This is a genomic window from Stenotrophomonas sp. Nf1 (assembly GCF_003028475.1).
GTDB lineage: Bacteria > Pseudomonadota > Gammaproteobacteria > Xanthomonadales > Xanthomonadaceae > Stenotrophomonas.
The window spans coordinates 787,922-814,392 of sequence record NZ_PYTV01000001.1 but is presented as its reverse complement, the minus strand read 5'-3'; the positions used below and the strand labels follow the sequence as shown (position 1 = coordinate 814,392).

Below are 26,471 nucleotides of genomic sequence, written 5' to 3'. Positions count from 1 at the left end.
CGTCTGGCAATAGGCCAGACAACGAGCACGGACGTTTTCGTCCTAAAGTTTCACCCGAAACCGCCGTTATCCGTGCCGAGCCCCTCCCTCGTGAGCCACCGCATCATGCCCGTGCTGCCGCAGGCCGCCGTCGATGGCGACCTCGCCGATCCACTGCCACAGCGGATCCTGCTGGTCGAAAACTCCCGCGCGTTCACCGGCATGCTGCGCGAGGCGATCGAACAGCGCCTGGAGCTGCCGGTCGTGGTTGCCCCCACCCTGGCCGAGGCCGACCGTCTGCTGAGCGAAGGCGGCGGCTGGTTCCTGGTGCTGACCGGACTGGTGCTGGCTGACGGCGACCGCGACGCGGTGGTGGAGTTCTTCCTCAAGCGTGGCCTGCCGACCGTGGTGGTCAGCAGCGTCTATGACGAGGACCTGCGCAAGCGCGTGCTGCAGCAGCAGATCATCGATTACGTACTGAAGAACACCCCTGGCAGCATCGATTACCTGGTATGGCTGGTGCAGCGGCTGGAGCGCAACCGGCGCATCGCCGCGCTGGTGGTGGATGACTCGCCGTCCGCGCGCGGCTATGCCGCCGCTCTGCTGCGCATGTACGGCCATGAAGTACATGAAGCCGCCGATGGCAACGAGGGCCTGGCCGCGATCGAAGCCCACCCGGCGATCCGCCTGGCGGTGGTCGATCAGGAAATGCCGGGCATGCAGGGCGTGGAGTTCACCCGCCGCCTGCGCACCCTGCGCTCGCGCGACAAGGTCGCGGTGATCGGCATTTCCGGCAACACCGATGCCTCGCTGATCCCGCGCTTCCTGAAGAACGGCGCCAACGACTTCCTGCGCAAGCCGTTCTCACGGGAGGAATTCTTCTGCCGCGTTTCACAGAACGTGGATCAGCTGGAGCTGATCGGCACCCTGCAGGATCTGGCCACCCGTGATTTCCTCACCGGCCTGCCCAACCGCCGCTGCTTCCTGGAGCAGAGCCAGCGCCAACTGCCGCAGCTGCAGCTGCATGGCCAGTGCGTGGCGGTGGCGATGATCGACATCGACCACTTCAAGCACATCAACGATACCTACGGCCACGAGGCCGGCGACGATGCGTTGCGCGCCGTGGCCGGCGCGGTGGCCGCCCATGCACGCAGCCAGGACCTGATCGCGCGCTTCGGCGGCGAGGAATTCTGCCTGCTGGTGCCGGACATGGAGCAGGACGAGGCCTTGCTGTACTTCGAGGAACTGCGCCAGCGCATCGCCGCGCTGGAGGTGGACATCGGCACCGCCACCCTGCGCATGACCGTCAGCATCGGCCTGTGCTGCCTGCGCCCGCAGCGCGATGCGCTGCACCGGCTGATCTCCGAAGCCGACCGCCAGCTGTACCTGGCCAAGGCCGGCGGCCGCAACCGGGTCAGCTGCACCACGGTGGCCAGCCCGTTGCGCCCGCGCGAGCCTGCGCTGACCTGATTGCCGCGCTTTGATCCAGATCAACGCCGCCTGCGGTTGGCGGCTCTACAGTCGGCCCCGACATACGCATGAAGGGGCGCCGGGGATGGCACTACTGGTCTGGCAGGACGATCTGAACATCGGCATCGATGTGATCGATCAACAACACCGCCGCATCATCGAGATGCTCAACCACCTGCACGTGGCCCAGGCCAGCCTGCAGCGTGCGGCGGTGGGCGAGGTGATCGACGAGGTGGTGGACTACACCATGTCGCACTTCGCGTTCGAGGAAGAACTGATGGAGGAAGCGGGCTACCCGTTCTGTGCCGCGCACAAGCGCGTGCATGAGGTCTTCATCAAGCGCGTGGCCGAGTACCGGCTGCGCTTCCAGGCCGGCGAGGACATCAGCGACGAGCTGCGCACCATGCTCTCGCGCTGGCTGTTCAACCACATCCGCGGCGACGACCAGGCTTACGCCGAGCAGGTCAAGGCGCACCTGAACCAGTTCGCCCGCGAACACCAGGGCGGCGGTTGGCTGGGGCGCACGCTCAAGCGCTTCTTTGGTTGAGCCGCAGCGCGCGCCGGTGCAGGGCCACCAGCGCGCACAGGGTCGCCACCGCGGTCAGGCACAGGTAGTAACCGACCGCGACCAGACCGAAGCGCTCGGCCAGCCAGGTAGCCAGGTACGGTGCCGGCGCCGCACCGAGGATGCCGGCCAGGTTGAATGACAACGAGGCACCGGTATAGCGCACTTCCACCGGATAGATCTCGGCCAGGAAGGTACCGCAGGGGCCGTAGGTCAGGCCCATCAGGAACAACCCCAGGCACAGGAAGGCGGTGACCAGCCACGGACTGTGCGGCTGGAACAGCGGCGCGAACAGCACGCCGAAGCCGATGATCAGCACGCTGGCGACGATCATCGTACGGCGCGTGCCCCAGCGGTCGCCATAGCGCGCCGACAGCGGGATGCCCAGCGCGAAGAACAGCATGCCGGCCATCTGCATCAGCAGGAACTGCTCGCGGCTGTAGCCGAGCACGGCGGTGCCATGGCCGAGACTGAACACCGTCATCAGGTAGAACAGCACGAACGTGGCGAACGCGCCGAGCGTGCCCAGCAGCATCGGCACCGGATGATCGCGCAGTACCGTCCACATCGGCAGCCGCACCGGCGCCTTGCGTTCCAGCGCCTGCTTGAAGTCGGGGGTCTCGTGGATGTTCAGGCGCACCCACAGGCCAAGGCCGACCAGCAGCGCGCTGGCCACGAACGGAATGCGCCAGCCCCACTGCAGGAAGTCGTCCTGGCTCAGGTAGCGCCCCAGCAGCAGGAAGATGCCGGCCGACAGCAGGAAGCCGATGGGCGCGCCCAGCTGCGGAAACATGCCATACCAGGCGCGCTTGCCCGGCGGCGCGTTCTCGGTGGCCAGCAACACCGCACCGCCCCACTCGCCGCCCAGCCCCAAGCCCTGCCCGAAACGGCACAGCGCCAGCAGCGCCGGCGCCCACAGGCCGATCTGCGCGTGGGTCGGCAGCAGGCCGATCAGTACCGTGGACAGGCCCATGGTCAGCAGCGCGGCGACCAGGGTGGCCTTGCGGCCGATGCGGTCGCCGAAGTGCCCGAACACCGCCGAGCCGACCGGGCGGGCGATGAAGGCCACCGCGAAGGTTGCCAGTGACTGCAGCAGCGCCGCCTGTTCGCTGCTGTCCGGGAAGAACAGGTGCGGGAACACCAGCACCGCCGCCGTGGCGTAGATGTAGAAATCGAAGAATTCGATGGTGGTGCCGATCAGGCTGGCCAGCAGGACACGACGGGGGGAATTCACGGGTGGCGCGGCAGCGGTGATCGTCGACATCGGCAGTACGGGCAACGGTGGATCGTTCGATTCTGCCACGGGCCGGTGGCCACACGGGCCAATGGTTTCAGCCGACACCGATGCCGACGAAGGTGGCGGGCGCCCTTCCGTAGCGTCGAGCTTGCTCGACGGCCTTTCGCGAGGTGCAGCCGAGCATGGCTCGGCTCTACAAATGTGCAGACAGCCGTCGAGCAAGCTCGACGCTACGGAACAGCGCAGAACCGGGCGCGGCTAGAGCTGGATCCAGGTGGCCTTGATCTCGCTGTACTTGTCGAACGCGTGCAGCGATTTGTCGCGACCGTTGCCGGACTGCTTGTAACCGCCGAATGGCGCGGTCATATCGCCACCGTCCCAGCCGTTCACCCACACACTACCGGCGCGCAGCTGGCGCGCAACCCGATGGGCGCGGCCGAGATCGCGCGTCCACAGCCCTGCCGCCAGCCCATAACGGCTGTCGTTGGCCAGACGTACCGCCTCGGCCTCGTCATCGAAGCCGAGCACCGCCAGCACCGGGCCGAACACCTCCTCGCGCGCCAGCGCCTGCTCCGGCCGCACCTGGTCGAACACCGTAGGTTGCACGTAGCAGCCGCCAGCCTCCACCTCGGCCCGGTGGCCGCCCAGCAGCAGGCGGGCACCCTCGCCCTCGGCGCGGGCGATGTCGGCCAGCACCTTGTCCGCGTGCGCGGCGTCGACCAGCGCCCCCATCGGCGCATCGGCGTCCAGCGGATGACGAGGCTGCATGTGCTGGCCGTAGGCAACCACCTGGCGCACGAAGTCCTCACGGATCGAGCGCTGCACCAGCAGCCGCGAACCGGCGGTACAGACTTCACCCTGGTTGAAGAAGATGCCCTGCGCCACGCCCTTGGCCGCCGCGTCCAGATCCGGCGCGTCGGCAAACACCAGGTGCGGGCTCTTGCCACCGCATTCCAGCCAGACCCGCTTCAGATTGGACCGGCCCGCGTACGCCAGCAGCTTCGCGCCAGTGGCCGTAGAGCCGGTGAAGGCCAGCACGTCCACATCCATGTGCAGCGCCAAGGGCTCGCCGACGCGCGCGCCGTGGCCGGGCAGCACGTTCAGCACGCCGTCCGGCAGGCCGGCCTCGGCGGCCAGCGCCGCCAGCCGCAGCGCACTCAAGGGCGAGCGCTCGGAGGGTTTGAGCACCACCGAATTGCCCATCGCCAGCGCCGGCGCGATCTTCCAGCAGGCCATCAGCAGCGGGAAATTCCACGGCACGATCGCGGCCACCACGCCGGCCGCCTCGCGCGTGACCAGGCCCAGTTCATGCGGACCGGTGGGTGCGATCTCGCCGTACAGCTTGTCCACCGCCTCGGCGGTCCAGGCCAGGCAGCGCACCACGCCGGGCAGGTCGATGCGGCGGGCGTCGCGCACCGGCTTGCCCATGTCCAGGGTTTCCAGCAGGGCCAGCTCGTCGGCATGCTTTTCCACCAGCGCCGCCAGCGCCAGCAGCACGCGCTTGCGATGGGCCGGGCTCGCTTGCGACCAGTGGCCGGCCTCGAAGGCGTGCCGCGCGGCCAGCACCGCGCGTTCCACATCCTGCGCGTCGCAGTCGGCGACCGCCGCCAGTATCCGTCCATCGATCGGGCTGATGCAGTCGAAGCGTGCGCCGCTGGCGGCGTCGGTGTAGCGGCCATCGATGAAGGCCTGGCCCGGCATCGAAAGGCGCTGGGACAGCGCCTGCCAGTGGCTGCGGTCGGGGAAGTCGGCCATGTCAGGCTCCTCGGAACAGTGTCCCCGGTTATACCGGCGTGGCCGCGACTCCGCCGTGACGCGGCTGCGCTACATTCACCCTATCGGACCCGATGGAGCCGGCATGAAGCGCCCTGAAAGCGACCTGCACGACCTCGCCACCCAGCGCCCCGAGTCACTGGAGGCGTACTGGATGCCGTTCACCGCCAACCGCCAGTACAAGGCCGCGCCGCGCCTGCTGGTGCGGGCCGAGGGCATGCACTACGAGGATGTCGACGGCCGCCGGATCCTCGATGGCACGGCCGGCCTGTGGTGCTGCAATGCCGGCCATGCGCGCCCACGGATCGTCAACGCCATCATCGAGCAGGCGCGCACGCTGGACTACTCGCCTGCGTTCCAGATGGGCTCGCCACCGGCGTTCGCGCTGGCGCAGCGGTTGGCCGCACTGGCGCCGACGCCGCTGAACCATGTGTTCTTCACCAGCTCGGGCTCCGAAGCGGTGGACACCGCGATGAAGACGGTGCTGGCCTACCACCGCCAGCGCGGCGAGGGCCAGCGCACACGCTTCATCAGCCGCGAGAAGGCCTACCACGGCGTGGGTTTCGGTGGCATGGCGCTGGGCGGGCTGCCCAACAACCGCAGGGCCTTCGGCCTGCAGCTGGGCGGCGTTGATTACCTGCGGCACACCCTGGACCTGCAGCGCAATGCGTTCAGCAGAGGCCTGCCGCGCCAGGGCGCTGAACTGGCCGATGACCTGGAACGGCTGATCGCCCTGCACGATGCCTCGACGATTGCGGCCGTGTTCGTCGAGCCCATCGCAGGCTCGGCCGGGGTGATCCTGCCCGCGCCGGGTTACCTGCAGCGCCTGCGCGAGCTGTGCGACCACCACGGCATCCTGCTGGTGTTCGACGAGGTCATCACCGGCTTCGGCCGGGTCGGCATGCCCTTCGCCGCGCAGCGTTTCGGGGTCACGCCGGACCTGCTGACCTTCGCCAAGGCGGTCAGCAACGGCGCGGTGCCACTGGGCGGCGTGCTGGTCAGCGACGCCGTGCATGCCACCTTGATGCAGGCACCGCCACAGGCCATCGAACTGTTCCACGGCTACACCTATTCCGGCCACCCGCTGGCCTGCGCGGCGGCCCTGGCCACACTGGAGGTCTACGCCGAGGAGCGCCTGTTCGAACGTGCCATCGAACTGGGCGAATACTGGCAGGAATCGCTGCATGCGTTGCAGGGCCTGCCCAATGTGATCGACATCCGCAACTTCGGGCTGGTCGGAGCGGTCGAGCTGGCGCCACGCCGGGACATGCCCGGCAGCCGCGGCTACGAGGTGTTCCGGCGCTGCTTCCACGACGGCCGGCTGCTGGTGCGCTGTACCGGCGACATCATCGCGTTGTCGCCGCCGCTGATCGTGGACAAGGCGCAGATCGACCAGATCACCGGCACCCTGAGCGAGATGATCCGGGCCACCGCCTGAGCCCGGGCCGGCGCTGGCGAGCAGGTACAATGGGCGGTTCCGCTCCTGCTCGTTGCCGTGCCCATGGATATCGTCGTCAAAGAAGAACTCAAGGCCTATATCGACCCGCTGACCGCGGACGAACATGACGCGCTGGAGCGCAGCATCCTGGCCGAAGGCTGCCGCGATGCGCTGGTGCTGTGGGGCGACGTGCTGGTTGATGGCCACAACCGCTTCGGCATCTGCCGCAAGCACGGCCTGCCGTTCAACACCGTGCAGAACACCCGCTTCCAGAGCATGGAAGACGTGCACCTGTGGATGATCGAGCAGCACCTGGGCCGGCGCAGCGTGTCCGATTTCCAGCGTGGCGTGCTGGCGTTGCGCAAGCGCGACATCCTGGCCGCCCGCAAGCAGGTCGAGCAGGCCCAGCTGCAGCGCGAAAGCGATGGCACCGCCGACATCGCCGACGAGGGCGGCGAAGACAGCCCGCCGTGGGAACCGGCACCGAAAATCAGCCGCGCCGAACTGGCCCGCGAAGCCAAGCTGAGCACCAGCCAGGTCGGCATGATCGAACGCATCCATGCCCAGGCCGCCGCCGAAGTGGTGGAAGCGGTCAAAGCCGGTGTGATCTCGATCAGCGCTGCTGCCGCCGTGGCCGATCTGCCGGAAGACGAGCAACGCGCCGCCGCTGCCGGCGGCAAGGACGAGTTGAAGCAGGCCGCCAAGCGCGTGCGCGAGTCCAAGCGCAAGCCGCGCGCACCGAAGCCTGAACCGGCCGAGATGGACTTCGAGGAAGCGGACGAGGACGAGATCGCCAGCCGCGATGCCGACGTGCTGTCGGCGCTGGAGCAGCTGGGTGAGGACGCACCGGCGCTGCGCCGCCGCGTGGTTGCCCTGACCCGCGAGAACGATACCCTGCGCGCGCAGCTGGCCGCGCTGCGCAAGCAGCTCGAAGCGCTCTGAACCCTGCGGTAGTGCCGGCCGCTGGCCGGCAACCCCATGAACGTTCCCGGTGCGTTGTCGTTGCCGGCCAGCGGCCGGCACTACTGGCGGTTAGACTTCCGGCATGACGCTTGCCAATGATCCGCGCCGCGCCCAGCTGCGGCGCCTGAAAGCCCTCGCGCTGGGCCTGCTGCTGTTGATGCTGGCCGGTTTCGCGGTCAGCCACTGGCAGGGCGAGCGCGGCATCTGGGCCTGGGTCTCGGCCTTCTGCGAGGCCGCGGCGGTCGGTGCGCTGGCCGACTGGTTCGCCGTCGTTGCCCTGTTCCGGCGGCCGATGGGCCTGCCGATTCCACACACCGCGATCATCCCACGCAGCAAGGAACGCATCGGCGACAGCCTGGCCCTGTTCGTGCGCGACCAGTTCCTGGAACCGGGCGTGCTGCTGGCCAAGCTGCAAGTGTTCGATCCGGCCAGCCGCCTCGGCAGCTGGCTGGCCGACCCGGCGCGCTCGCGGATGCTGGCCGACATGGCCCGCGGCTGGGCATTGCAGGCGCTGGATTTCTTCGATGAGACGGCCGTACGCCGGCAGCTGCATGCCTTCGTGGTACAGCAGCTGCGGCAGTGGAATGCCGCCGCCACCGCCGGCGAACTGCTGGCCCTGCTGACCGCCGATGGACGCCACCAGCGCGTGCTGGACGAAGGCCTGCAACGGCTGGGGCGCTGGCTGGAGCAGCCGGAAGTGAAGGAGCGCGCCTCGCAGCTGATCGTGCGCTACATCCAGCGCGAATGGCCGACGCTGTCGAGCACGGTGAACTGGGTCAAGCCGATCGACGAGATCGGCGACAGCCTGGCCGAACGCCTGGCGCGTGCGGTGCTCGAAGAACTGCAGCAGGTACTGGGCGAACCGGAGCACCCGCTGCGCCAGGACTACGAGACCTGGCTGCAGAACTACGTGCAGCGCCTGCGCGAGGATCCGGCGCTGGCCGAGCGCATCGAGCAGCTCAAACAGGAAATGATCGACCACCCGGCGCTGCAGGACTACGTGCAGGGCCTGTGGGCGCGCATCCACGCCAGCCTGCGCGCGGACCTGCAGCGTGAGGATTCGGCACTGGTCGGCCACCTGCAGCGCAGCCTGGGTTCGCTCGGTGCCAGCCTGCAGGCCGATCCGGCCCTGCGCGACGCGCTGAACCAGCATCTTCTGGAAGGTGCGCAACGTCTGACCGGGCGCCTGCGCGAGGGCGTGACCACGCATATCGCGCAGACCGTGAAGGGCTGGGACGAGCGGCACCTGGTCGAACAGCTGGAACTGAGCGTGGGCCGCGACCTGCAGTTCATCCGCTTCAACGGCACCCTGGTCGGCGGCCTGATCGGCCTGCTGCTGCACGCCGCGACTGTCCTCTTCCGCTTCTGAGGTACACCCTGCGCCGGCGAATGCCGCCCTCACGCTTGATTAACGAAATGCGAATGCCTATCATTTGCTGATCGGTTGTACGCTTAGCCAAGCGGGGCACGGAAGCACGCACCCACCCGCCCCTTCGCCCGTGTACATCCCCCGACTACCGGGTCGCCCGCACTGCGCGGGTGGCGCCCCGTCGATGGGACTCGCTGGGCGACGTGCGCGAAGCGCACGGCTGCTGCGTCTGCGCATTCCATCGCCTGTTTCGTCCTGCATGGAACCGCACCGATGGCAACGCCGCTCAACTCCCCCCGTCCTACTCTGCTGGCTCTGGCCGTGACCGCACTGATGATCGCTCCGCTGGCCCACGCCGACGGCACCGCCGATCCTTCCGCGCGCACGCTCGATACGGTGAAGGTGACCGCCGACGGCGAGATGCCCAACAGCTATACGGTCAAGGGCGCGCGCAGTGCGACCAAGCTGGACCTGTCGCTGCGCGAAACGCCGCAGTCGGTGACGGTGATCACCCGCCAGCGCCTGGACGACATGGGTCTGTTCTCGCTGTCGGACGTGATGGGCCAGGTGACCGGGGTCAGCGTGTCGGTCACCGACAGCGAGCGCATCAACTATGTCTCGCGCGGCTACACCATCGAGAACTTCCAGATCGATGGCATGCTCAACACCTTCGGTGGCTCGGTCAAGACCAACACCGACAACGTGATCTACGAGCGTATCGAAGTGATCCGGGGTGCCACCGGCCTGACCACCGGCGCCGGCGATCCGTCCGGCACCATCAGCATGATCCGCAAGCGTCCCACCGATACCTTCCAGATGGGCGCCAACCTCACCGTGGGCCGCTGGAACAACCGCCGCCTGGAAGCCGACCTGGGTGGCCCAGTCGCCTGGGACGGACGCATCCGTGCGCGCGTGGTCGCGGCCAAGCAGCAGAGCGATTCGTTCCGTGATGTCTATGCGCTGGACAAGGACGTGTTCTACGGCATCGTGCAGGCCGACCTGAGCGACAGCACGCTGTTCGAGGTGGGCTACGAGTATCAGTCGCCGCGCACCACCGGCGTGACCTGGGGCGTGGTGCCGTACTGGGGCGCCGATGGCGCGCCGGCCAACCTGCCACGCTCGACCAATCTGTCGGCCTCGTGGAGCGCCTGGCCGATCGTGGAAAAGACCAGCTTCGCGCGTTTGGAGCAGCAGCTGGGCAACGGCTGGTCGGTGAAGGGCAACTTCAGCCACGCCGTGCGCGATACCGATGGCAGCGTCTGGTACGGCGCGGCCGGCAACCCGCGCGCCGATGGCAGCGGCATCACCGCCTACATCTCGCACTTCAACGAACACAGCACGATGGACGTGTTCGACGTCAATGTCGGTGGCCCGTTCCAGCTGTTCGGCCGCGAGCACGAACTGGTGTTCGGGCTCGGCCAGGCGGTGCGCAAGGGCGAATCGGAAGGCATGGATTTCGACTATGACGATGCCTATGCCATGGTGCCGGACTGGCGCCATTGGACCGGCGAGGTGCCGGTGCTGCCCGTCACCCGCCTCGGCCGCCTGTCATCGCAGAATGAACTGCGCCAGCGTGCAGCCTATGTCGCCGCACGCCTGCGCCTGGCCGATCCGTTGCTGGCCGTGATCGGCGCGCGCTATGGCAGCTGGGAAACCCGCAGCTGGGCCTATGGCTACGATGCCGACGGCAACCGCAACCGCACCACCCGCACCGGCTACCGGCCGGACGACATGCTCACCCCGTATGCCGGCCTGATCTACGACTTCAACTCCATTTTCAGCGGCTATGTCAGCTACACCGACATCTTCAAGCCGCAGAACTACCGCGATCGCAACGGCAATTATCTGGAGCCGGTGGTCGGCAACATGTACGAAGCAGGCGTCAAGGCCGAGTTCTTCGGCGGCCTGCTCAATGCCTCGGCCGCCGTGTTCGAAGGCAAGCAGGACAACGTCGCCGAGATTGATGATTCGGTGCCGGTGAACTCACTGCCCGACGGCAGCCAGGCCTATCGCTCCACCGGCAAGGGCAACAAGGTGAAGGGCTGGGAGATCGAGACCCAGGGCAGCATCGGCGAGCAGTGGAACATTTCGGCCGGCTTCGCCCATACCGTCATCCGCAACAAGGACGGCGTGCTACAGCGGACCACCGCCCCGCAGGACACCTTCCGGCTCAACACCAGCTGGCGCCCCGGCGGCATCGATGGCCGCTTCTGGCTGGGCGGTGGCGTGACCTGGCAGAGCCGCATCTGGAACACCAGCACCAAGGCCGATCGCAGCAAGGCCAACATCACCCAGGACGCGTTCCATCTGCTCAACCTCGCCGGCGGCTACCGCTTCAACGAAAACTTCAGCGCCCAGCTGAACATCAACAACCTGCTGGACAAGAAGTACTTCAACAACGTCGGTTTCTACAACGGCGTGTACTGGGGCGAACCACGCAACGTCACCGTGACGCTGCGCTGGAAGCTCTGACCCCGATGGATGGCGCCGGTTCTGCGACCGGCACCCGGCCACGGATGGCCAACCCCGGCGCGCTTCGGTGCGCCGGCCTTCTTCCCTTGAAACCTGCAGGATCGCCGTGGACCGCTCGCCCGCAACCGCCAGCCCCCGCCCCTTCTTCTCCAACCCGCGCTGGGGCGTGCTGTCACGTTCGCTGGCCGCGATCTTCGGCGGCTATGCGCTGGCCTCGATGACCAGCGTGTTCTGCGCGGTGGCCCTGCCCGGCGCACGCGGCCAGACCGTGCTGACCGGCATGCTGCTGGCGATCCTGGTTGCCGCCTGCGCCGCACTGTGGGCGTTTGCCACCCGCAGCGCGTTGCGCGCCTGGGTCGGCATCCTCGCCCCCACCCTGCTGATGGCCGGCATCGCGCGACTGATGGGAGCCTGGGCATGAAGAACGGATTCCGCCAGTCGATGGCCTGGCTGCACACCTGGACCGGGCTGCTGGTCGGCTGGTTGCTGCTGCTGATCTTCATGGCCGGCACCGCCAGCTACTACCGCGAGGAAATCAGCCGCTGGATGCGCCCGGAGCTGCCGGCCAACAAGGTCAGCATCGATGTGGCCGCGCAGCGCGCGGTGGACTACCTGCAGGCCAATGCCAGCCAGGCTGAGAACTGGTTCGTCACCCTGCCGCAGCCGCGCAACCCAGCCATGCAGATGTTCTGGCGGCTGCCGCCGGAACTGGCCGACTCCAGCCGTGGCCGCCGCGGTGGCTTCGGTGATGCCACCCTGGACCCGAACACCGGCCAGGCATTGAAGGCGCGCGAGACCCGTGGTGGCGACTTCTTCTACCGCCTGCACTTCGACCTGCACTACATCCCGGTGTTGTGGGCGCGCTACCTGGTCGGCTTCTGCGCGATGTTCATGCTGGTGGCGATCATCACCGGCGTCATCACCCACAAGAAAATCTTCAAGGACTTCTTCACCTTCCGCAAGGACAAGGGCCTGCGTTCCTGGCTGGATTTCCACAACGTCAGCGCGGTGATGGCACTGCCCTACCACGCGATGATCACCTACACCGGCATCGTCACCCTGATGATCATGTACCTGCCGTGGGGGGTGAAGGTGGCCTACCCGCAGGATGAGGACAAGTTCTTCTTCGAGGCCTTCGGTGGCATGCCGGAGGTGACCGCGCCGGCCGAAGGGCGCGCCACCCCGTTGCCGATCGCACAGCTGCTGGACAGCGCACGCGCACACTGGCACGGCGTGGAAGTGGCCGGCTTCACCGTCTCCAATCCGGGCGCGGCCAATGCGGTGATCGACATCCGCCAGCGCGACGGCAAGCGCCTGTCCACCGACACTCCGGCCGTGCGCTACAACATGGTCAGCGGTGCGCTGCTGGAAGAAACGCCGCCGTCCGGTGGCGCCACCGCCACTCGTGGCGTGCTGTACGGCCTGCACCTGGCCCGCTTCGCCGACTGGGGCCTGCGCGCGTTGTTCTTCCTGTCCGGCCTGGTCGGCTGCCTGATGGTAGCCAGTGGCGTGGTGCTGTGGGCGGTGAAGGAACGGCCGAAGCATGCCAAGAGCGGGCGCACCGGCTTCGGCCTGCGCCTGGTCGATGCGCTGAACATCGGCACCGTGGCCGGCCTGCCGATCGCCTTCGCGGCCTACTTCTGGGGCAACCGCCTGCTGCCGCTGGACATCGCCGAGCGTTCCAGCGCCGAGGCCAACGTGTTCTTCTATGCCTGGGGCGCGGCACTGCTGGCCGCCTTCATCTGGCCCAAGCGGATGATGTGGGCGTGGCAGCTGTACCTGGGCGCGGCCGCGTTCGCGCTGGTGCCGGTGGTCAACGCGCTGACCACGCACGCCCACCTCGGCGTCACCCTGCGCAACGGTGACTGGGTGCTGGCCGGCGTCGATCTGTCGATGATTGCCTTCGGCGCGATGCTGGCGATGTGCGGCTGGCGCATGCAGCGCTGGACGCCGCCGCTGAGTGCGGCCGAGAAGAAGAAGCGTGCTGCGGAGGCAGCTGCGTCCAAGACGCAGATTGAAACGACCGAAGCGGAGGCCGGCGCATGATGCTGCTGGCACTGACGCTGTCGTTCTCTGCGTTCACCGCATTGTCGCTGGCGATGGAAAAGCACCAGCACGATCTGCATGGCAAGGCCGCTGCCGCACCGGCACGGCGCACGCAATGGCGGGTGCTGGGCTGGGCGTTGCTGACGGTGGCCTTCGCACTGTGCGTGGCCGACCACGGCTGGGCGATGGGCCCGGTGCTGTGGCTTGGCGCGATGACGGTGGGTGGCGTGGCGCTGTCGTTCGGGTTGTACCCGTATCGGCCAACGTGGATCGCGCCGCTGGCGATCGCGTTGCCGGTGCTGGGGCTGGTGGTGGCGCTGGTGTAAACGCCATCCACGCACGGCGTGGATCTACCGGCCAGATATGGGTAGTGCCGGCCGCTGGCCGGCATCCCATGAACCTTCTGAGGATCTGACCCCGTTGCCGGCCAGCGGCCGGCACTACCGGTGTTTTTCCGCCGGGGTTACCCCAACCGCTTCAGCTCCCACGCGCGGTGGATGCGCGCATTGCGCTCGAAGTCCGGGCCGATGGTGCGCGCGGTGATCTCGCGGCACTGGGCGAACTCGGCGATGGCGTTCTCTTCCAGCTTGAAGCGGCGGAAGTTGTTGGAGAAGTACAGCACGCCGCCGGGCGCCAGCCGCGCCACGGCCGCGCGCAGCAGCTTCAGCTGCTCGCGCTGCACGTCGAAGTCGTCGGCACGCGCCGAGTTGGAGAACGTCGGCGGATCGCAGAAGATCACGTCATACTGGCCACGGTCGCCTTCCAGCCAGGCCATCGCATCGGCCTGCACCAGCAGGTGCTGGTTGCCGCCCTGCCCGTTCAAGGCCAGGTTGTCGTAGCACCACTGCAGGTAGGTCGCCGAAAGGTCGACGCTGGTGGTGCTGGCCGCACCAGCCACGGCGGCCTGCACGCTGGCCACGCCGGTGTAGCAGAACAGGTTGAGGAAGCGCTTGCCACGCACCTGCTCGGCCATCATCCGGCGCAGCGGGCGATGGTCGAGGAACAGGCCGGTGTCCAGATAGTCGAACAGGTTCACCTGCAGCAGCGCGTTGTTCTCGCGCACCACGATGAACTCATCGCGCTGCTCGAAACGACCGTACTTGCTGCCGCCCTTGCCGCGCTCGCGCGACTTCATCGAGACCTGTTCCGGCGGCACGCCGAACACTTCACGCGCGGCGGCCAGCAGTTCGTTGCGGCGACGGCGCACGTCGTTCTCCGGAATCGCCGCCGGTGCCGCGTATTCCTGCACATGCAGGAAGGTACGGTGCTTGCCACCGTCTTCCTCGTAGACGTCGATGGCGGCCGCGTACTCCGGCAGGTCCGCGTCGTAGGCGCGGAAGCAGGTGATGTCCTCGCGCGCGCGCCAGCTCTTGAACTTCTTCAGGTTCTTGCGCAGGCGGTTGGCCACCATCTGCGCGCCTTCGCTCAGCTCGCGCGGCTGCGCCGGGTCACGGCCCGGCACAGCGATCGGATCGCAGACGATCAGCGCGCATTCCAGCGCACCGTTGAACATCTGGTACTTCTTGCCGGCGCGCAGGCCGGTGGCAAAGGCCAGTTCGTCGTTGCCGCACAGCAGGCTGGCGCGCCACTGCGGCACCGCCTTCTGCAGGGCATTGCCCAGCGCGCGGTACAGCGCCGGGTCGGCGGCCAGGCGCTCGTCGTAGGGCGGGTTGCAGACCACCGCGCCGATTTCCTGCTCCGGCGCGGCCAGATCGGCCACGTCGGCACGGGTGAAGCGGATGGCGTGGGCCACACCGGCCACTTCCGCGTTCTCGCGGGCGGCCTGGATCGCGGTCGGATCGATGTCGCTGCCATGGATGACCGGCTTCAGCGCAGCCAGGCCGGCGGCTTCGCGCTCGCGCGCTTCGCTCTGGATGGTCTTCCAGGCCGCCTTGTCGAAGCCCAGCCAGCGGCTCGGCGGCAGGCTGCCATGGCGCATCAGGCCGGGAGCCACGTCAGCGGCCATCAGCGCGCCTTCGATCAGCAGGGTGCCGCTGCCGCACATCGGGTCCAGCAGGCCACCACCGGCAGCGTGCAGGCGCGGCCACTGCGCGCGCAGCAGCAGCGCGGCGGCCAGGTTTTCCTTCAGCGGCGCCTCGTGGGCGGCACCACGCCAGCCACGACGGTGCAACGGGCCACCGCCGAGGTCGATCGACAGCGAAGCACGGCCCTTGCGCAGCGACAGGTTCACGCGCACGTCCGGCAGGTCGGTGTTGACCGACGGGCGTTCCAGGCCCTCATCGCGCATGCGGTCGACGATGGCGTCCTTGATCCGTTGTGCGGCGAAGCGCGCATGGGTGATCTTGTCGCCGGACACGTGCGCATCCACCGCCAGGGTCATCTCCGGCTTGATGTGCTCGTGCCACGGCAGCGCGCGCACGCCGTCATACAGGGCCTGCTCGTCCGGGCAGTCGAACTCGTCGATCGGCCACAGCACGCGGCTGGCCAGGCGCGACCACATCACGATCCGCAGCGCCTGCTCCAGTTCGCCCTCGGCGTTGACGCCGGCAATGGTGGCAGTGGCCTTGCCAAGGCCCAGGGCCGACAGTTCATCGGCAAGCAGGTATTCCAGGCCCTTGGCGCAGGAGACGAAGAATTTCACGGGATCGGTTCGCAGGTGGTCGGGCGCGGCACAGGGGCCGGGCCGGTCGGAAAGGAGGGCCGCAGCACGGCCGGCAGGCCCGCGCCAGGGGCGGCGGGGCTGCCATTGTAGTCAAAGCGGGCGGGCGCGCCGTGCGCCCGGGCTTCACAGTTGCCGCAGCAGACGCTCGAAGGCCTGCGCGGAGGCCTCCACGTGGTGCTCCAGGCGGTGCCCGTCGTCAACCAGCAGCAGCTGCGCCGCGCGCGCCTGTGCCCAGGCGATCACCCCGGCGGCCGGGACCACGTCGTCATGCCAGGCCTGCACCACGGTGGTCGGCACCGCGGCAGCATCCAGCGCCGGCATCGGACCCATGGTGGTCGGCGGCACCATCAGGAACAGGCCGGCCACCGGCACCTGCAGCGAGGCCAGGGCGGAGATGTAGCCGCCCAGGCTCGACCCGGCCAGCACCACCGGGCCCTGCCGGGCGGCAACGGCAGCGCGCTCGACCAGGCGGCGCAGTCGGGTCGGCACATCGCCTACCCGGCTGATCTCGCTCATGGCGTCCAGATCGGTGTAGTCGGGGCGCTCGTGGCTCCAGCCCAGACGCTGTGCCACCTCAGCCAGCGCGGTCACCTTGATCGCCCCCGGGCCGCTCTCGAAGCCGTGGGACAGGATGCAGTGGCCGCGGCTCATGCACAGGCTCCGTGCGCGCGCACCGGCGAGGAAAGGGAAGGCAGGTTCATGCCGCAATGCTAGCATCGCCGGATGCCCAATCCGCTCCTGCCCGGCCTGCAGCTGCAGCCCCTGCCCTACCACGACCGCCTGCCGCTGCGCGACCCGGCCACGCTGGAGATGGTGGTGATCCACTGCACTGAGCTGCCCGACCTGGCCATGGCCCGCGAGTACGGCGAGCGCGTGCTGTACGAGAGCGGTGCCGGCAACAGCGGGCATTTCTACATCGACCGCGATGGCCGCGTGGTGCAGTACGTGGCGCCGGAGCGGGTGGCCCACCACGTGCGCGGCATGAACACGCATACGCTGGGCATCGAACTGGTCAATACCGGGCGCTACCCGCACTGGTTCGACAGCCGCCATCAGGCGATGGAGGAGGCCTACACCGAGGCGCAGCTGGAGGCGCTGGAGCGGCTGCTGCTGGCGCTGGTGGCGCGCTACCCGTCGCTGCGGCGGATTGCCGGACACGACCAGCTGGACCGGGAGCAGGTGCCGGCCAGTGATGATCCGGCACTGACGGTGGCGCGCAAGCGCGATCCGGGGCCGCTGTTCCCGTGGGCGCGGGTGCTGGCGAAGGTGCCGTTGCAGCCTGTTGGGTGAGCGGCAGGGCTGCGCCCTGCACCCGCAGAGGCAACGTCAACGTCAAACGCTGGCATTCCGTGGGATGGCGGGGTGGGTCCGGTTGCGAGGGACGCCGTAAACCCGTCCATGGGGGCTTGGCCGCGGCATCCATGCCGCGGACACCCTCGCAACCGGACCCACCCCGCCTTCGATAGTTTCCCGCTGCTGTTGGTGGGTGCCGACCGTTGGTCGGCACGGGGTCGAATCGATTGAAGGGTGCCTTTGTAGAGTCGAGCCATGCTCGACTGCTTGTTGCTCGGATCGCTCAAGCGCCAGTGGCAACCGGACGGCTGCTGTCGCTGACCCAGCCACTCCAGGAATCGGCATAGATGCGCGCGCCGCTCAGGCCCGCACTTTCCATCGCCAGCAGCAGATGGCAGGCGGTCACGCCGGAGCCGCACATCAACACCACCTGTTCTGGATCGCGATTGCCGATCACGCCCTGCAGTTCGGCGCGCAGTTCCTGTGCATCGCGCAGGCGGCCGTCGAGCACGTTCAAGGCGAACGGACGGTTGACCGCCCCCGGCACGTGTCCGGCCACCGGGTCCAGCGGCTCCACCTCGCCACGGAAACGCTCGCCGGCGCGCGCATCGACCAGCCAACCCGGTGCGTGCTTCAGGCGTGCGCTGATTTCATCGGCATTGGCGATCTGCGCGGTGTCGAAACGGCCTGGATAGGCGGGCAGCACTGCTACCGTTTCCTGGCCGGTCGCCAGTGCATGGCCGGCCGCCTGCCAGGCGGCGATGCCGCCGTCGAGCACGGCGACCTTGCCATGCCCGATCAGGCGCAGCAGCCACCACAGGCGCGAGGCGGCCATGCTGCCGTCGCTGCCGTCGTAGACCACCACCTGGGTGTCGGGGCCGATGCCCCACTGGCCAAGCTTGGCGGCAAAGGCATCGCTGTCCGGCAACGGGTGGCGACCATGGCCGACGCGCGACAGATCGGACAGGTCACGATTGAGATCGGCATGCACCGCACCCGGCACATGCCCTGCCAGATACTGGCCACCACCTGCCTGCGGATCGGCCAGCGAGGCCCGCGCATCGACCACGCGCACGGCGGTGCTGGCGGTGGCGCGCGCATCGACCACGCGCACGCCCTCGCCCATTGCAGCGGCCAGGGTGGCGACATCGACCAGGGTGGTCCACGGCGGATCGATCGGCTTCATTGCACTTGCTCCAGGCGGCGACGCAGGTTGTAGAGAATGGCCGCGGTGGCGCCCCAGATGCGCTGGCCCGGCCAGCCGTATTCGAGGACGTGGCGGATGCGGCCACGATGGTTGATTTCGACCTGGCGCAGATTGTCGGCAGCCATCAAGTAGTCCAGCGGCACCTCGAACACCTCGGCCACTTCGCTGGGCTGCGGTATCGGCACGAAGTCCGGATCGACCACCGCCACCACCGGGGTGACCCGGTAGCCGGTAATCGTCACGAAGGGATCCAGATACCCCAGTGCCTGCACCTGGCCTGGCGCCAATGCGATTTCTTCCTGGCTTTCGCGCAGTGCGGCCGCCAGCGCGTCGCGGTCGTCAGGTTCGGTGCGGCCACCGGGGAAGCCGACCTGGCCACCATGCGTACGCAGTGTTTCGGTACGGCGGGTGAGAATCACCTGGGCGCCGTTGGCGCGCGGCACGATACCGGCCAGCACCGCCGCTTCCACGGGAGGCCCAGGCGGCAACAGATCGATCAGTTCACTGCGGTTCCAGCCATCGCCGGCCGGGGGATCGGCCAACGGATGCAGCGCGCGCATCAATCGTTCGGGGTCGGCCAGCGAGCCGCGAAGCGACTGCTGAAGCTGCGCACGCAACGGTTGCACGCGATGCAGGATGCGGCTGCGTTCGTCATTACTCATCGACGACCACCGCGCGATTTCGTCGAGGTTCCGCCCGCAGCCGGTGCATTGCCGGTGCGGATCCAGCGTGCACACTCCGATGCAGGGACTTGCGACAACACGCGCCGATTCTTCCATTGTTTGCACCCGTCAACAGTAGCGCGATTGGGCGGGATTTGCGCAAACAAAAACGCGCCGGTGGGATCACCGGCGCGTTGGGTTTGCTGCTTCGATTTACTTGACGCTGACCAGCTTGATCTCGAACTGCACAGCCACGTTCGGCGGGAACGGGGTGCGCGGGTCGGCACCGTAGGCCTGGTCCGGCGGCAGGGTGACTTCCCACTTCGAGCCTGCCGGCATCTGCAGCAGGGTCTCGCGCATGGCCTTCATTTCGACTTCGCTGACCTTGATCGACGGGATCTGCTGGGCCGGGCGGGCTTCGGTCGGGCGCTGGCCGTACGGGAACGGACCGGCCACTTCCAGCTGCACGGTGCTGGCCTGGGTCGGCTTGGCACCCTTGCCGGCTTCGATCACGCGGTACTGCACGCCGCTCGGCAGGGACTGCACGCCGGCCTTGGCCTTGTTCGCCGCGATGAACTGATCGCTCTTGGTCTTGTTTTCGGCAGCAGCCTTTTCGTACTCGGCCTTGGCGGCCTGGGCACGGCCCTGCTCGCGCTTCTGGAACGCTTCAACGGCCGGCTTCAGCTGCTCGGCGGTGATCGCCGGCTGCTTCTTGGCGTAGGCGTCCTGCAGACCCTTCACCACCGAGTTGATGTCCAGCTGCTCACCGCGACCGGTCAGCTCCGCCAGGTTGTTACCGTAGTCGTAACCGAAGTAGTAGCTCAGCTTGCCCTTTTCGGACGAAACGTCCTGGGCGAAGGCATTGCCCGTCAGGGCCAGGGCCGCGACGGCGACCGCGATAGAACGCAACTTCATCAAACAGTTCTCCAGGGGTGGTAACTCAGGGACGTTCTGCGCCGCCCTGAGGCGACGGGTTAGGATAACGGGCGCAACGTGTAACCGCTACTCACGATGCAGGCTATGACCCGTCTGCGTTTGCAGAGTTCAATATCACTTTTTTTTAACGTTCCAGGAGTTTCCCCGTGGCCGATGCCCTGATCGCTGTCGCCGACGACGGCGCCATCCGCACCGTGACCGTCCAGCGCCCGGACAAGCTCAACGCCCTCAATGCCGCGACCCTGCAGGCCCTGGCCGAGGCGTTCAGCGCCGCCGCCGCCGACCCGGACGTGCGCGTGGTGGTGCTGACCGGTGCCGGCCCGAAGGCCTTCGTGGCCGGCGCCGACATCACGGAGATGAACACACTCAGCGCGGTTCAGGGACGTGATTTCTCGCTGCTGGGCCAGGCCCTGATGCGCCAGATCGAACGCATGCCCAAGCCGGTGATCGCCCGCGTGAACGGTTTTGCGTTGGGCGGCGGCCTGGAGCTGGCGATGGCCTGCCACCTGCGCATTGCCGCCGATACCGCCAAGGTCGGCCAACCGGAGATCAACCTCGGCCTGATTCCCGGCTTCGGCGGCAGCCAGCGCCTGCTGCGCCTGTGCGGTCGCGCCGCCACTCTGGAGCTGTGCCTGCTGGGTGCACCGATCACCGCCGCGCGTGCGCTGGAACTGGGCATCGTCAACGAAGTGGTGCCGGCCGACGCGCTGGACGATCGCGTCCAGGATGTCGCCCGCCAGCTGGCGCGCTCGGCACCGCTGGCCCTGCGTGGCCTGCTCGATGCGGTGCACGTGGGCGGCGAATGCAGCCTGGAGGCCGGCCTGGAATACGAGAGCGCGCAGTTCGGCCTGCTGTTCGCCACCGAGGACATGCGCGAAGGCACCAGCGCCTTCCTGCAGCGCCGCCCGCCGGCCTTCCAGAACCGCTGACGCCATGGCATCCCGACCCAACCCCGCGCAGCTGTTCGCCCGGGTCCAGGCAGACGATCTCGATGGCGCCCTGCAGGCCGGGCTGATGGACTATGTGGCCCTTGCCGGTGACGAACAGTTGCTGCCCGGCCACCCAGAGCTTCCGCAGCGCCTGCAACAGGCCCAGCAGCAGCTGCACACGGCCTGGGCCGCGCGCGAGCGTTACCGCGCCCGTGCGGTGCGCCTGGCACGACGCGAGGCCGAGCGCGACGCACGACGCACGCCGGCGCCGGCGCCGGATGTGAAGCCCGCCCTGCCCGCTGCGGCGGCCGCCATCCTCGCCCGGGCCAAGGCCCGCGCCAGCGGCAAGGAGCAGTAATGGCCACCGCGAAGAAGACCCCGCGCGCACCGGCGCGCCGTGCCGGCGCGATGCCGCGCGCCGACGTGGTGGAGATGTTCACCCGCCTGCGCGAACTCAACCCGCACCCGAAGACCGAACTGGAATACAGCTCGCCGTTCGAGCTGCTGGTGGCGGTCGCGCTGTCGGCGCAGGCTACCGACGTCGGCGTCAACAAGGCCACCCGTCGCCTGTTCCCGGTGGCCAACACGCCGGCGAAGATCCTCGCGCTGGGCGAAGACGGACTGAAGCAGTACATCGCCACCATCGGCCTGTTCAACGCCAAGGCGAAGAACGTGATCGCCACCTGCGCGATCCTGCTGGACAAGCATGGTGGTGAAGTGCCGCGCGATCGCGACGCACTGGAAGCGCTGCCCGGCGTCGGCCGCAAGACCGCCAACGTCGTGCTCAACACCGCGTTCGGTGAACCGGTGATGGCGGTGGATACGCATATCTTCCGCGTGGCCAACCGTACCGGCCTGGCCCCGGGCAAGAACGTGCGCGAGGTGGAAGACAAGCTGGTGAAGGTGATTCCGTCCGAGTTCCTGCTCGACGCGCATCACTGGCTGATCCTGCACGGACGCTATGTGTGCAAGGCGCGCAAGCCGGATTGCCCGGGCTGCGTGATCGCCGACCTGTGCCGGTTCAAGGAAAAGACCACCGCGCCGGCGTGACGCGGCACCCGGTGTGTGATCAAACGAAGACGGCGGGCACAAGGCCCGCCGTCGTCATTTCCAGCAAGGGTGCTTCAGGCAATCAGAACGACAGGTCGCCCCAGACGCCGAATTCCTTGGTCTTGTCGTTCTTCTTGTCGCTGGCGTTGGCCAGATGCGTGTACTTGTACACGGTCGACAGCTTGAGGTTCTTCATGACCGGGAACTCGACACCGACGTTCCAGTACTTGTCACCCAGGGTCGGGTCCAGGGTCTTGCTGACGTCGGTGTCATCGTAACGACCGAACACGTTGATGCCGCCGTCGGTCACGCGCACGCTGCCCCACACCGACCAGCCGCTGGATTTGTCGGTGGCAACGGTCGTCACGTTGTTGAGGTTCTTGGCCTGGAAGTACTCACCACCGACACGGAAGTCGCTGTCGGCGTAGGCCACCATCGCGTTGGCGCGGGTGTAGGTGTTCTCGGCGCTCTGGATGTCGGTTTCCTTGCCCAGCTTGCCGCTGTAGCCACCGACGGCGACCACGAAGTTCTCGTTCGGGGTGTAGGCCACGCGGCCTTCCACGTCCATGCCCTTGCTGCGGGTCGGGTTCTTGTAGCCGGCGCCGGACACCACCGAGACGGCGTAGTTGAAGTTGTTGCCCAGGTTGCCGAAGCCATGCAGGCCCCAGTCGGACGAGTTGCCGTACTTCAGGCGGTCGGTCAGGGTGTTCTCGACATAACGCATGCCGTAGAACTTCTCGACGTACGGAATCCACGGCATGTCGGCGGCACCGACGCGCAGGTTGAAGGCCGGGTCGAAGCTGCCCTGCACGTAGGCCTTCTTGACGAACAGTTCGGTGTTGCCGATGGCCGAGCTGTACTGGAAGTCGGTGGTCAGGTTGGCCGACCAGATATCGTTGAACTTGTGGTCGACGGTCAGGTAGAAGCGCTTGACGTCCAGACCGGTGCCGCTGGCGGCGGTGTCCTTGCCGTTGCTGGTCTTGTCGATGTTGGTCAGGTCGAAGAACATGCGACCGCCGATCTTGTTGTCATTGACCAGCTTGGCCAGCTTGTCGACGCTGGTCTGGGTCTTCTGCGCCGTTTCCAGGGCCTGGGCCTGGGTGATGTTCACTTCGGACTGCGCGTCGGACTGCGCCTGCAGCGCCTGCGAATCGTTCTGCAACTGCTGGACCTGGGCCTGCAGCGCGGCGATCTGTGCCTGCAGCTGCTGCAGCTGTGCCTGGGAAACGCCCGAGCTGGCGGGGGCTGCGAAGGCGTCGGCGGAAACCAGACCGAGGCTTGCAACGACCGCGGCGGCGAGCAAATGGGAACGCATTTTGGATCTCTCCAGAGGGTTGGAATGGCTTGGGCAGAACGCCACGCCGGCAGGCCGGTCAAGCGTTTTGCGAACGTTCCGTTAAAACCATGACAGTCGAATGACAAACTGCGCACCAAACACAGGTTTCTTCGTGCGGTCATGCGGACGACGCAATTCGGCCGTGGTCTGTGTCGAGGCCTTGCGGTACAGGGCGTGATGTATCGGCTTCAACGTGCAGCGCGGCGCCGTGCGGCCAGGTTCGTGACGCTGGCATCGCTGCCGGATGCCCATTCCCGGGATGCGCACGCGTCGGTCCAGATGCTCCGATGACGACATATAGAGGGTGGCGGTGCGCTTCCGCGCAGCCTGGAAGCGCACGCGAAACCTTCACGGACTCCGCCGCAACCGCAGCGGCCAGCGCTGTAACGGTTGCGTCATACAACGGTCCCTGCGCTGTCATCGAACCGTTATGGAATGTGCACCGGGCGGGTAACCCCGCATCCCAATCAACCCAGGAGCCACCCCGTGATCCACGCCTTCAAGTCGCGCGTTGCCGTTGCCGTCTTCGCAGCGTCGTCCGTGTTCGCCGCCAACGCCGCTGAAATCACCGGCGCGGGCGCCTCGTTCATCTACCCGGTGATGTCCAAGTGGTCGGCCGACTACAACGCCGCCACCAGCAACAAGGTCAACTACCAGTCGATCGGCTCGGGCGGCGGTATTGCGCAGATCAAGGCCAAGACCGTTGATTTCGGCTCCTCCGACGCCCCGCTGAAGCCGGAAGAACTGGCCGCTTCGGGCCTGGCCCAGTTCCCGTCGGTGATCGGCGGCGTGGTGCCGGTGGTCAACGTGGCCGGCATCGCCCCGGGCGCGCTGAAGCTGGACGGCACCGTGCTGGCCAACATCTTCCTGGGCAAGATCAAGACCTGGAACGACCCGGCCATCGCCGCGCTGAACCCGGGCGTGACCCTGCCGAGCGCCAAGATCACCGTCGTGCACCGTTCGGACGGCTCGGGCACCACCTTCAACTTCGTCAACTACCTGTCCAAGGTCAGCCCGGAGTGGAAGAGCTCGGTCGGTGAAGGCACCTCGGTCCAGTGGCCGGCCGGCATCGGCGGCAAGGGCAACGAAGGCGTTGCCGCTTACGTGAAGCAGATCAAGGGCGGTATCGGCTACGTCGAACTGTCCTACGCGCTGCAGAACAAGCTGTCGTACACCGCGATGAAGAACGCCGCCGGCAAGTTCGTGCAGCCGAGCGACGCCTCGTTCGCCGCGGCCGCCGCCAGCGCCGACTGGGCCAGCGCCAAGGACTTCTACCTGGTGATGACCAACGCCCCGGGCGCCGAGTCCTGGCCGATCACCGCCACCAACTTCATCCTGGTGCACAAGAAGCCGAAGAACGCGGCCAACGGCAAGGCCACCCAGGAATTCTTCCGCTGGGTCTACAAGAGCGGCGACGCCCAGGCCCGCCAGCTGGACTACGTGCCGCTGCCGGACAGCCTGGTGCGCCAGATCGAGACCTACTGGTCGCAGAACCTGAAGTAAGCGTTCCCCCGCAGGAACGGGGCCGGCGGGTCCTCTCTCCCCCGCCGGCCCCAACCGGGCGCGAGATCCTCGAGATCTCGCGCCTTTCTCGTTTGCGGCGCACGGGCGTGTAGAGTCGAGCTTGCTCGACTGCTCGCGGCGGGCATCAGTCGAGCAAGCTCGACTCTACGAAGGGCCAAAGGCAGTCGAGCAAGCTCGACTCTACGAAGGGCCAAAGACCCGGCTGGGTGCGTGAGCGTGCGGACCAACGGTCCGCACCTACCAAGGGCAGGGAGCAGTCGAGCAAGCTCGACGCTACTCAGGCCAACCGGCGGTCATGCCGGTGCGCAGATCCGGGGTCTCCAGGGCCTTTCCCAGGGCGGCCCAACCCCGTGAAACCCCTGTCAGAACGTGATCCAGGACACCTCTGTCATGGTCGTAATACGGCTGTAACAAAAACATCATTTCATAGCCGCATCCGCCGACCACGTCGGCTCTACCCCGCTATGGAGTGACCATGAAACTGCACTCGGCCGGCCTTGCCGCCCTTTCCCTGGCCATCGCCCTGGGCCTGTCGGCCTGCGGTGGCGACAAGCAGGCCGCGCAGCAGCCGGCTGCCGACGGTGCCGCCGCTCCGGCCGCCGCCGGTGCCAAGGTGACCGCCGAAGTGTCCGGCGCGGGCGCCTCCTTCATCTTCCCGCTGGTCTCCAAGTGGTCGGCCGACTACAACGCCACCACCGGCGCCAAGATCAACTATCAGTCGATCGGTTCGGGCGGCGGTATCGCCCAGATCAAGGCCGGCACCGTCGATTTCGGTTCCTCGGACAAGCCGCTGAGCAGCGAAGAGCTGGCCCAGGCCGGCCTGGCGCAGTTCCCGTCCGCCATCGGCGGCGTGGTGCCGGTGGTCAACATCGAAGGCCTGGAAGCCGGCAAGCTGCGCCTGAGCGGCGCCCTGCTGGCCGACATCTTCCTGGGCAAGGTCAAGACCTGGAACGATCCGGCCATCGTCGCCGCCAACCCGGGCGTGAAGCTGCCGGACGGCAAGATCACCCTGGTCCACCGTTCGGACGGTTCGGGCACCACCTTCAACTTCTCCAACTACCTGTCCAAGGTCAGCCCGGAGTGGAAGAGCAAGGTCGGCGAAGGCACCTCGGTGCAGTGGCCGGACGGCGTCGGTGGCAAGGGCAATGAAGGCGTCGCTTCGTACGTGAAGCAGATCAAGGGCTCGATCGGCTACGTCGAACTGGCCTATGCGCTGCAGAACGGCATGCCGTACACCGCCATGCAGAACGCGGCCGGCAACTGGGTCGCGCCGAGCGCGGAAACCTTCGCCGCCGCAGCAGCCAGCGCCGACTGGGCCAGCGCCAAGGACTTCAACCTGGTCATCACCAACGCCCCGGGCGAGCAGGCGTGGCCGATCACCGCCACCAACTTCATGCTGATGCAGAAGCAGCCGAAGGACGCCAAGCGCAACCAGGACACCCTGGCCTTCTTCAAGTGGGCCTTCGAGAACGGCCAGGCCCAGGCCAACGAGCTGCACTACGTGCCGCTGCCGGCCGAGCTGGTCAAGCAGATCGAGGCCTACTGGGCGACCGACCTGAAGTGATGGACCCGACGGTGCCCGCCCCGCGCGGGCACCGT

The 26,471-nt window shown here is 67.5% G+C and carries 23 protein-coding genes; 15 read left to right on the top strand and 8 right to left on the bottom strand.

Annotated elements, in window-relative coordinates:
- The first annotated feature begins 105 nt into the window (after positions 1–105).
- Both C9412_RS03880 and C9412_RS03875 read left to right on the top strand, forming a co-directional pair.
- Positions 106–1,449, top strand: coding sequence for a diguanylate cyclase (locus tag C9412_RS03880; RefSeq protein WP_107230389.1), 1,344 nt, complete (start codon positions 106–108; stop codon positions 1,447–1,449).
- An 85-nt stretch (positions 1,450–1,534) separates the two neighbouring features.
- On the top strand, positions 1,535–1,996 hold the full coding sequence (locus C9412_RS03875) for a bacteriohemerythrin (protein ID WP_053509854.1): 462 nt from the start codon (positions 1,535–1,537) through the stop codon (positions 1,994–1,996).
- On the opposite strand, the gene C9412_RS03870 is transcribed toward C9412_RS03875, so the two are convergent.
- Both C9412_RS03870 and C9412_RS03865 read right to left on the bottom strand, forming a co-directional pair.
- Positions 1,977–3,278 (bottom strand): MFS transporter, encoded by a 1,302-nt coding sequence (locus tag C9412_RS03870; RefSeq protein ID WP_107230388.1) that lies wholly within the window; start codon positions 3,276–3,278, stop codon positions 1,977–1,979. The genes C9412_RS03875 and C9412_RS03870 overlap by 20 nt on opposite strands.
- 231 nt (positions 3,279–3,509) lie before the next feature.
- Positions 3,510–5,006 carry an aldehyde dehydrogenase gene (locus C9412_RS03865; RefSeq protein WP_107230387.1) on the bottom strand — a complete coding sequence of 499 codons (1,497 nt, stop codon included), beginning with the start codon at positions 5,004–5,006 and terminating at the stop codon, positions 3,510–3,512.
- Positions 5,007–5,109: 103 nt separating this feature from the next.
- On the opposite strand from C9412_RS03865, the gene C9412_RS03860 reads away from it, so the two are divergent.
- The 7 genes from C9412_RS03860 (at position 5,110) to C9412_RS03830 (ending at position 13,638) form a co-directional block, all read left to right on the top strand.
- The gene (locus tag C9412_RS03860; RefSeq protein WP_107230386.1) at positions 5,110–6,462 is read left to right on the top strand and encodes an aspartate aminotransferase family protein; all 1,353 of its coding nucleotides are present in this window, start codon (positions 5,110–5,112) and stop codon (positions 6,460–6,462) included.
- A 63-nt stretch (positions 6,463–6,525) separates the two neighbouring features.
- A complete protein-coding gene (locus C9412_RS03855) occupies positions 6,526–7,404 on the top strand; it encodes a plasmid replication/partition related protein (RefSeq protein ID WP_107230385.1) in 879 nt (292 codons plus the stop codon).
- A gap of 103 nt (positions 7,405–7,507) precedes the next feature.
- Complete coding sequence (locus tag C9412_RS03850; RefSeq protein WP_107230384.1) at positions 7,508–8,794, top strand: DUF445 family protein; 1,287 nt, start codon at positions 7,508–7,510, stop codon at positions 8,792–8,794.
- Between the two features lie 273 nt (positions 8,795–9,067).
- Complete coding sequence (locus C9412_RS03845) at positions 9,068–11,266, top strand: TonB-dependent siderophore receptor (RefSeq protein WP_107230383.1); 2,199 nt, start codon at positions 9,068–9,070, stop codon at positions 11,264–11,266.
- 106 nt (positions 11,267–11,372) lie between these two features.
- The gene (locus tag C9412_RS03840; protein ID WP_107230382.1) at positions 11,373–11,687 is read left to right on the top strand and encodes a DUF3649 domain-containing protein; all 315 of its coding nucleotides are present in this window, start codon (positions 11,373–11,375) and stop codon (positions 11,685–11,687) included.
- Positions 11,684–13,312, top strand: a complete 1,629-nt coding sequence (locus tag C9412_RS03835; protein WP_107230381.1) for a PepSY-associated TM helix domain-containing protein — start codon at positions 11,684–11,686, stop codon at positions 13,310–13,312. The genes C9412_RS03840 and C9412_RS03835 overlap by 4 nt, the downstream gene beginning before the upstream one ends.
- The gene (locus C9412_RS03830; RefSeq protein ID WP_107230380.1) at positions 13,309–13,638 is read left to right on the top strand and encodes a DUF3325 domain-containing protein; all 330 of its coding nucleotides are present in this window, start codon (positions 13,309–13,311) and stop codon (positions 13,636–13,638) included. Before C9412_RS03835 ends, C9412_RS03830 begins: the two co-directional genes overlap by 4 nt.
- 137 nt (positions 13,639–13,775) lie before the next feature.
- Here the strand turns inward: C9412_RS03830 and rlmKL are convergent, their stop codons facing one another.
- Both rlmKL and C9412_RS03820 read right to left on the bottom strand, forming a co-directional pair.
- Entirely contained in the window at positions 13,776–15,914 is a 2,139-nt protein-coding gene (rlmKL, locus tag C9412_RS03825) for a bifunctional 23S rRNA (guanine(2069)-N(7))-methyltransferase RlmK/23S rRNA (guanine(2445)-N(2))-methyltransferase RlmL (protein ID WP_107230379.1), read from the bottom strand.
- Between the two features lie 144 nt (positions 15,915–16,058).
- Positions 16,059–16,586 carry a YqiA/YcfP family alpha/beta fold hydrolase gene (locus C9412_RS03820; protein WP_107230378.1) on the bottom strand — a complete coding sequence of 176 codons (528 nt, stop codon included), beginning with the start codon at positions 16,584–16,586 and terminating at the stop codon, positions 16,059–16,061.
- A 72-nt stretch (positions 16,587–16,658) separates the two neighbouring features.
- Here C9412_RS03820 and C9412_RS03815 point away from each other — a divergent pair, with 72 nt between their 5' ends.
- Positions 16,659–17,225 (top strand): N-acetylmuramoyl-L-alanine amidase, encoded by a 567-nt coding sequence (locus C9412_RS03815; protein ID WP_107230377.1) that lies wholly within the window; start codon positions 16,659–16,661, stop codon positions 17,223–17,225.
- A 286-nt stretch (positions 17,226–17,511) separates the two neighbouring features.
- Here the strand turns inward: C9412_RS03815 and C9412_RS03805 are convergent, their stop codons facing one another.
- From C9412_RS03805 to C9412_RS03795, 3 genes are all read right to left on the bottom strand, one after another.
- On the bottom strand, positions 17,512–18,414 hold the full coding sequence (locus C9412_RS03805) for a sulfurtransferase (RefSeq protein WP_107230376.1): 903 nt from the start codon (positions 18,412–18,414) through the stop codon (positions 17,512–17,514).
- Positions 18,411–19,214 (bottom strand): CoA pyrophosphatase, encoded by an 804-nt coding sequence (locus tag C9412_RS03800; RefSeq protein ID WP_107230375.1) that lies wholly within the window; start codon positions 19,212–19,214, stop codon positions 18,411–18,413. The genes C9412_RS03805 and C9412_RS03800 overlap by 4 nt, the downstream gene beginning before the upstream one ends.
- 96 nt (positions 19,215–19,310) lie before the next feature.
- Entirely contained in the window at positions 19,311–20,012 is a 702-nt protein-coding gene (locus C9412_RS03795; RefSeq protein ID WP_005408797.1) for an FKBP-type peptidyl-prolyl cis-trans isomerase N-terminal domain-containing protein, read from the bottom strand.
- Positions 20,013–20,179: 167 nt separating this feature from the next.
- Here C9412_RS03795 and C9412_RS03790 point away from each other — a divergent pair, with 167 nt between their 5' ends.
- From C9412_RS03790 to nth, 3 genes are read left to right on the top strand one after another with little or no spacing between them, the layout of a single operon-like run.
- Complete coding sequence (locus C9412_RS03790) at positions 20,180–20,962, top strand: enoyl-CoA hydratase-related protein (RefSeq protein WP_107230374.1); 783 nt, start codon at positions 20,180–20,182, stop codon at positions 20,960–20,962.
- A gap of 4 nt (positions 20,963–20,966) precedes the next feature.
- Complete coding sequence (locus C9412_RS03785) at positions 20,967–21,320, top strand: hypothetical protein (RefSeq protein ID WP_107230373.1); 354 nt, start codon at positions 20,967–20,969, stop codon at positions 21,318–21,320.
- Positions 21,320–22,012, top strand: coding sequence for an endonuclease III (gene nth, locus C9412_RS03780; protein ID WP_107230372.1), 693 nt, complete (start codon positions 21,320–21,322; stop codon positions 22,010–22,012). The genes C9412_RS03785 and nth overlap by 1 nt, the downstream gene beginning before the upstream one ends.
- Before the next feature lie 82 nt (positions 22,013–22,094).
- On the opposite strand, the gene C9412_RS03775 is transcribed toward nth, so the two are convergent.
- Positions 22,095–23,327, bottom strand: a complete 1,233-nt coding sequence (locus tag C9412_RS03775) for a porin (RefSeq protein WP_107230371.1) — start codon at positions 23,325–23,327, stop codon at positions 22,095–22,097.
- Positions 23,328–23,834: 507 nt separating this feature from the next.
- Here C9412_RS03775 and pstS (C9412_RS03770) point away from each other — a divergent pair.
- Positions 23,835–24,851 (top strand): phosphate ABC transporter substrate-binding protein PstS, encoded by a 1,017-nt coding sequence (gene pstS / locus C9412_RS03770; RefSeq protein ID WP_014036550.1) that lies wholly within the window; start codon positions 23,835–23,837, stop codon positions 24,849–24,851.
- A gap of 496 nt (positions 24,852–25,347) precedes the next feature.
- Positions 25,348–26,436, top strand: a complete 1,089-nt coding sequence (gene pstS / locus C9412_RS03765) for a phosphate ABC transporter substrate-binding protein PstS (protein WP_107230370.1) — start codon at positions 25,348–25,350, stop codon at positions 26,434–26,436.
- Positions 26,437–26,471: the final 35 nt, after the last annotated feature.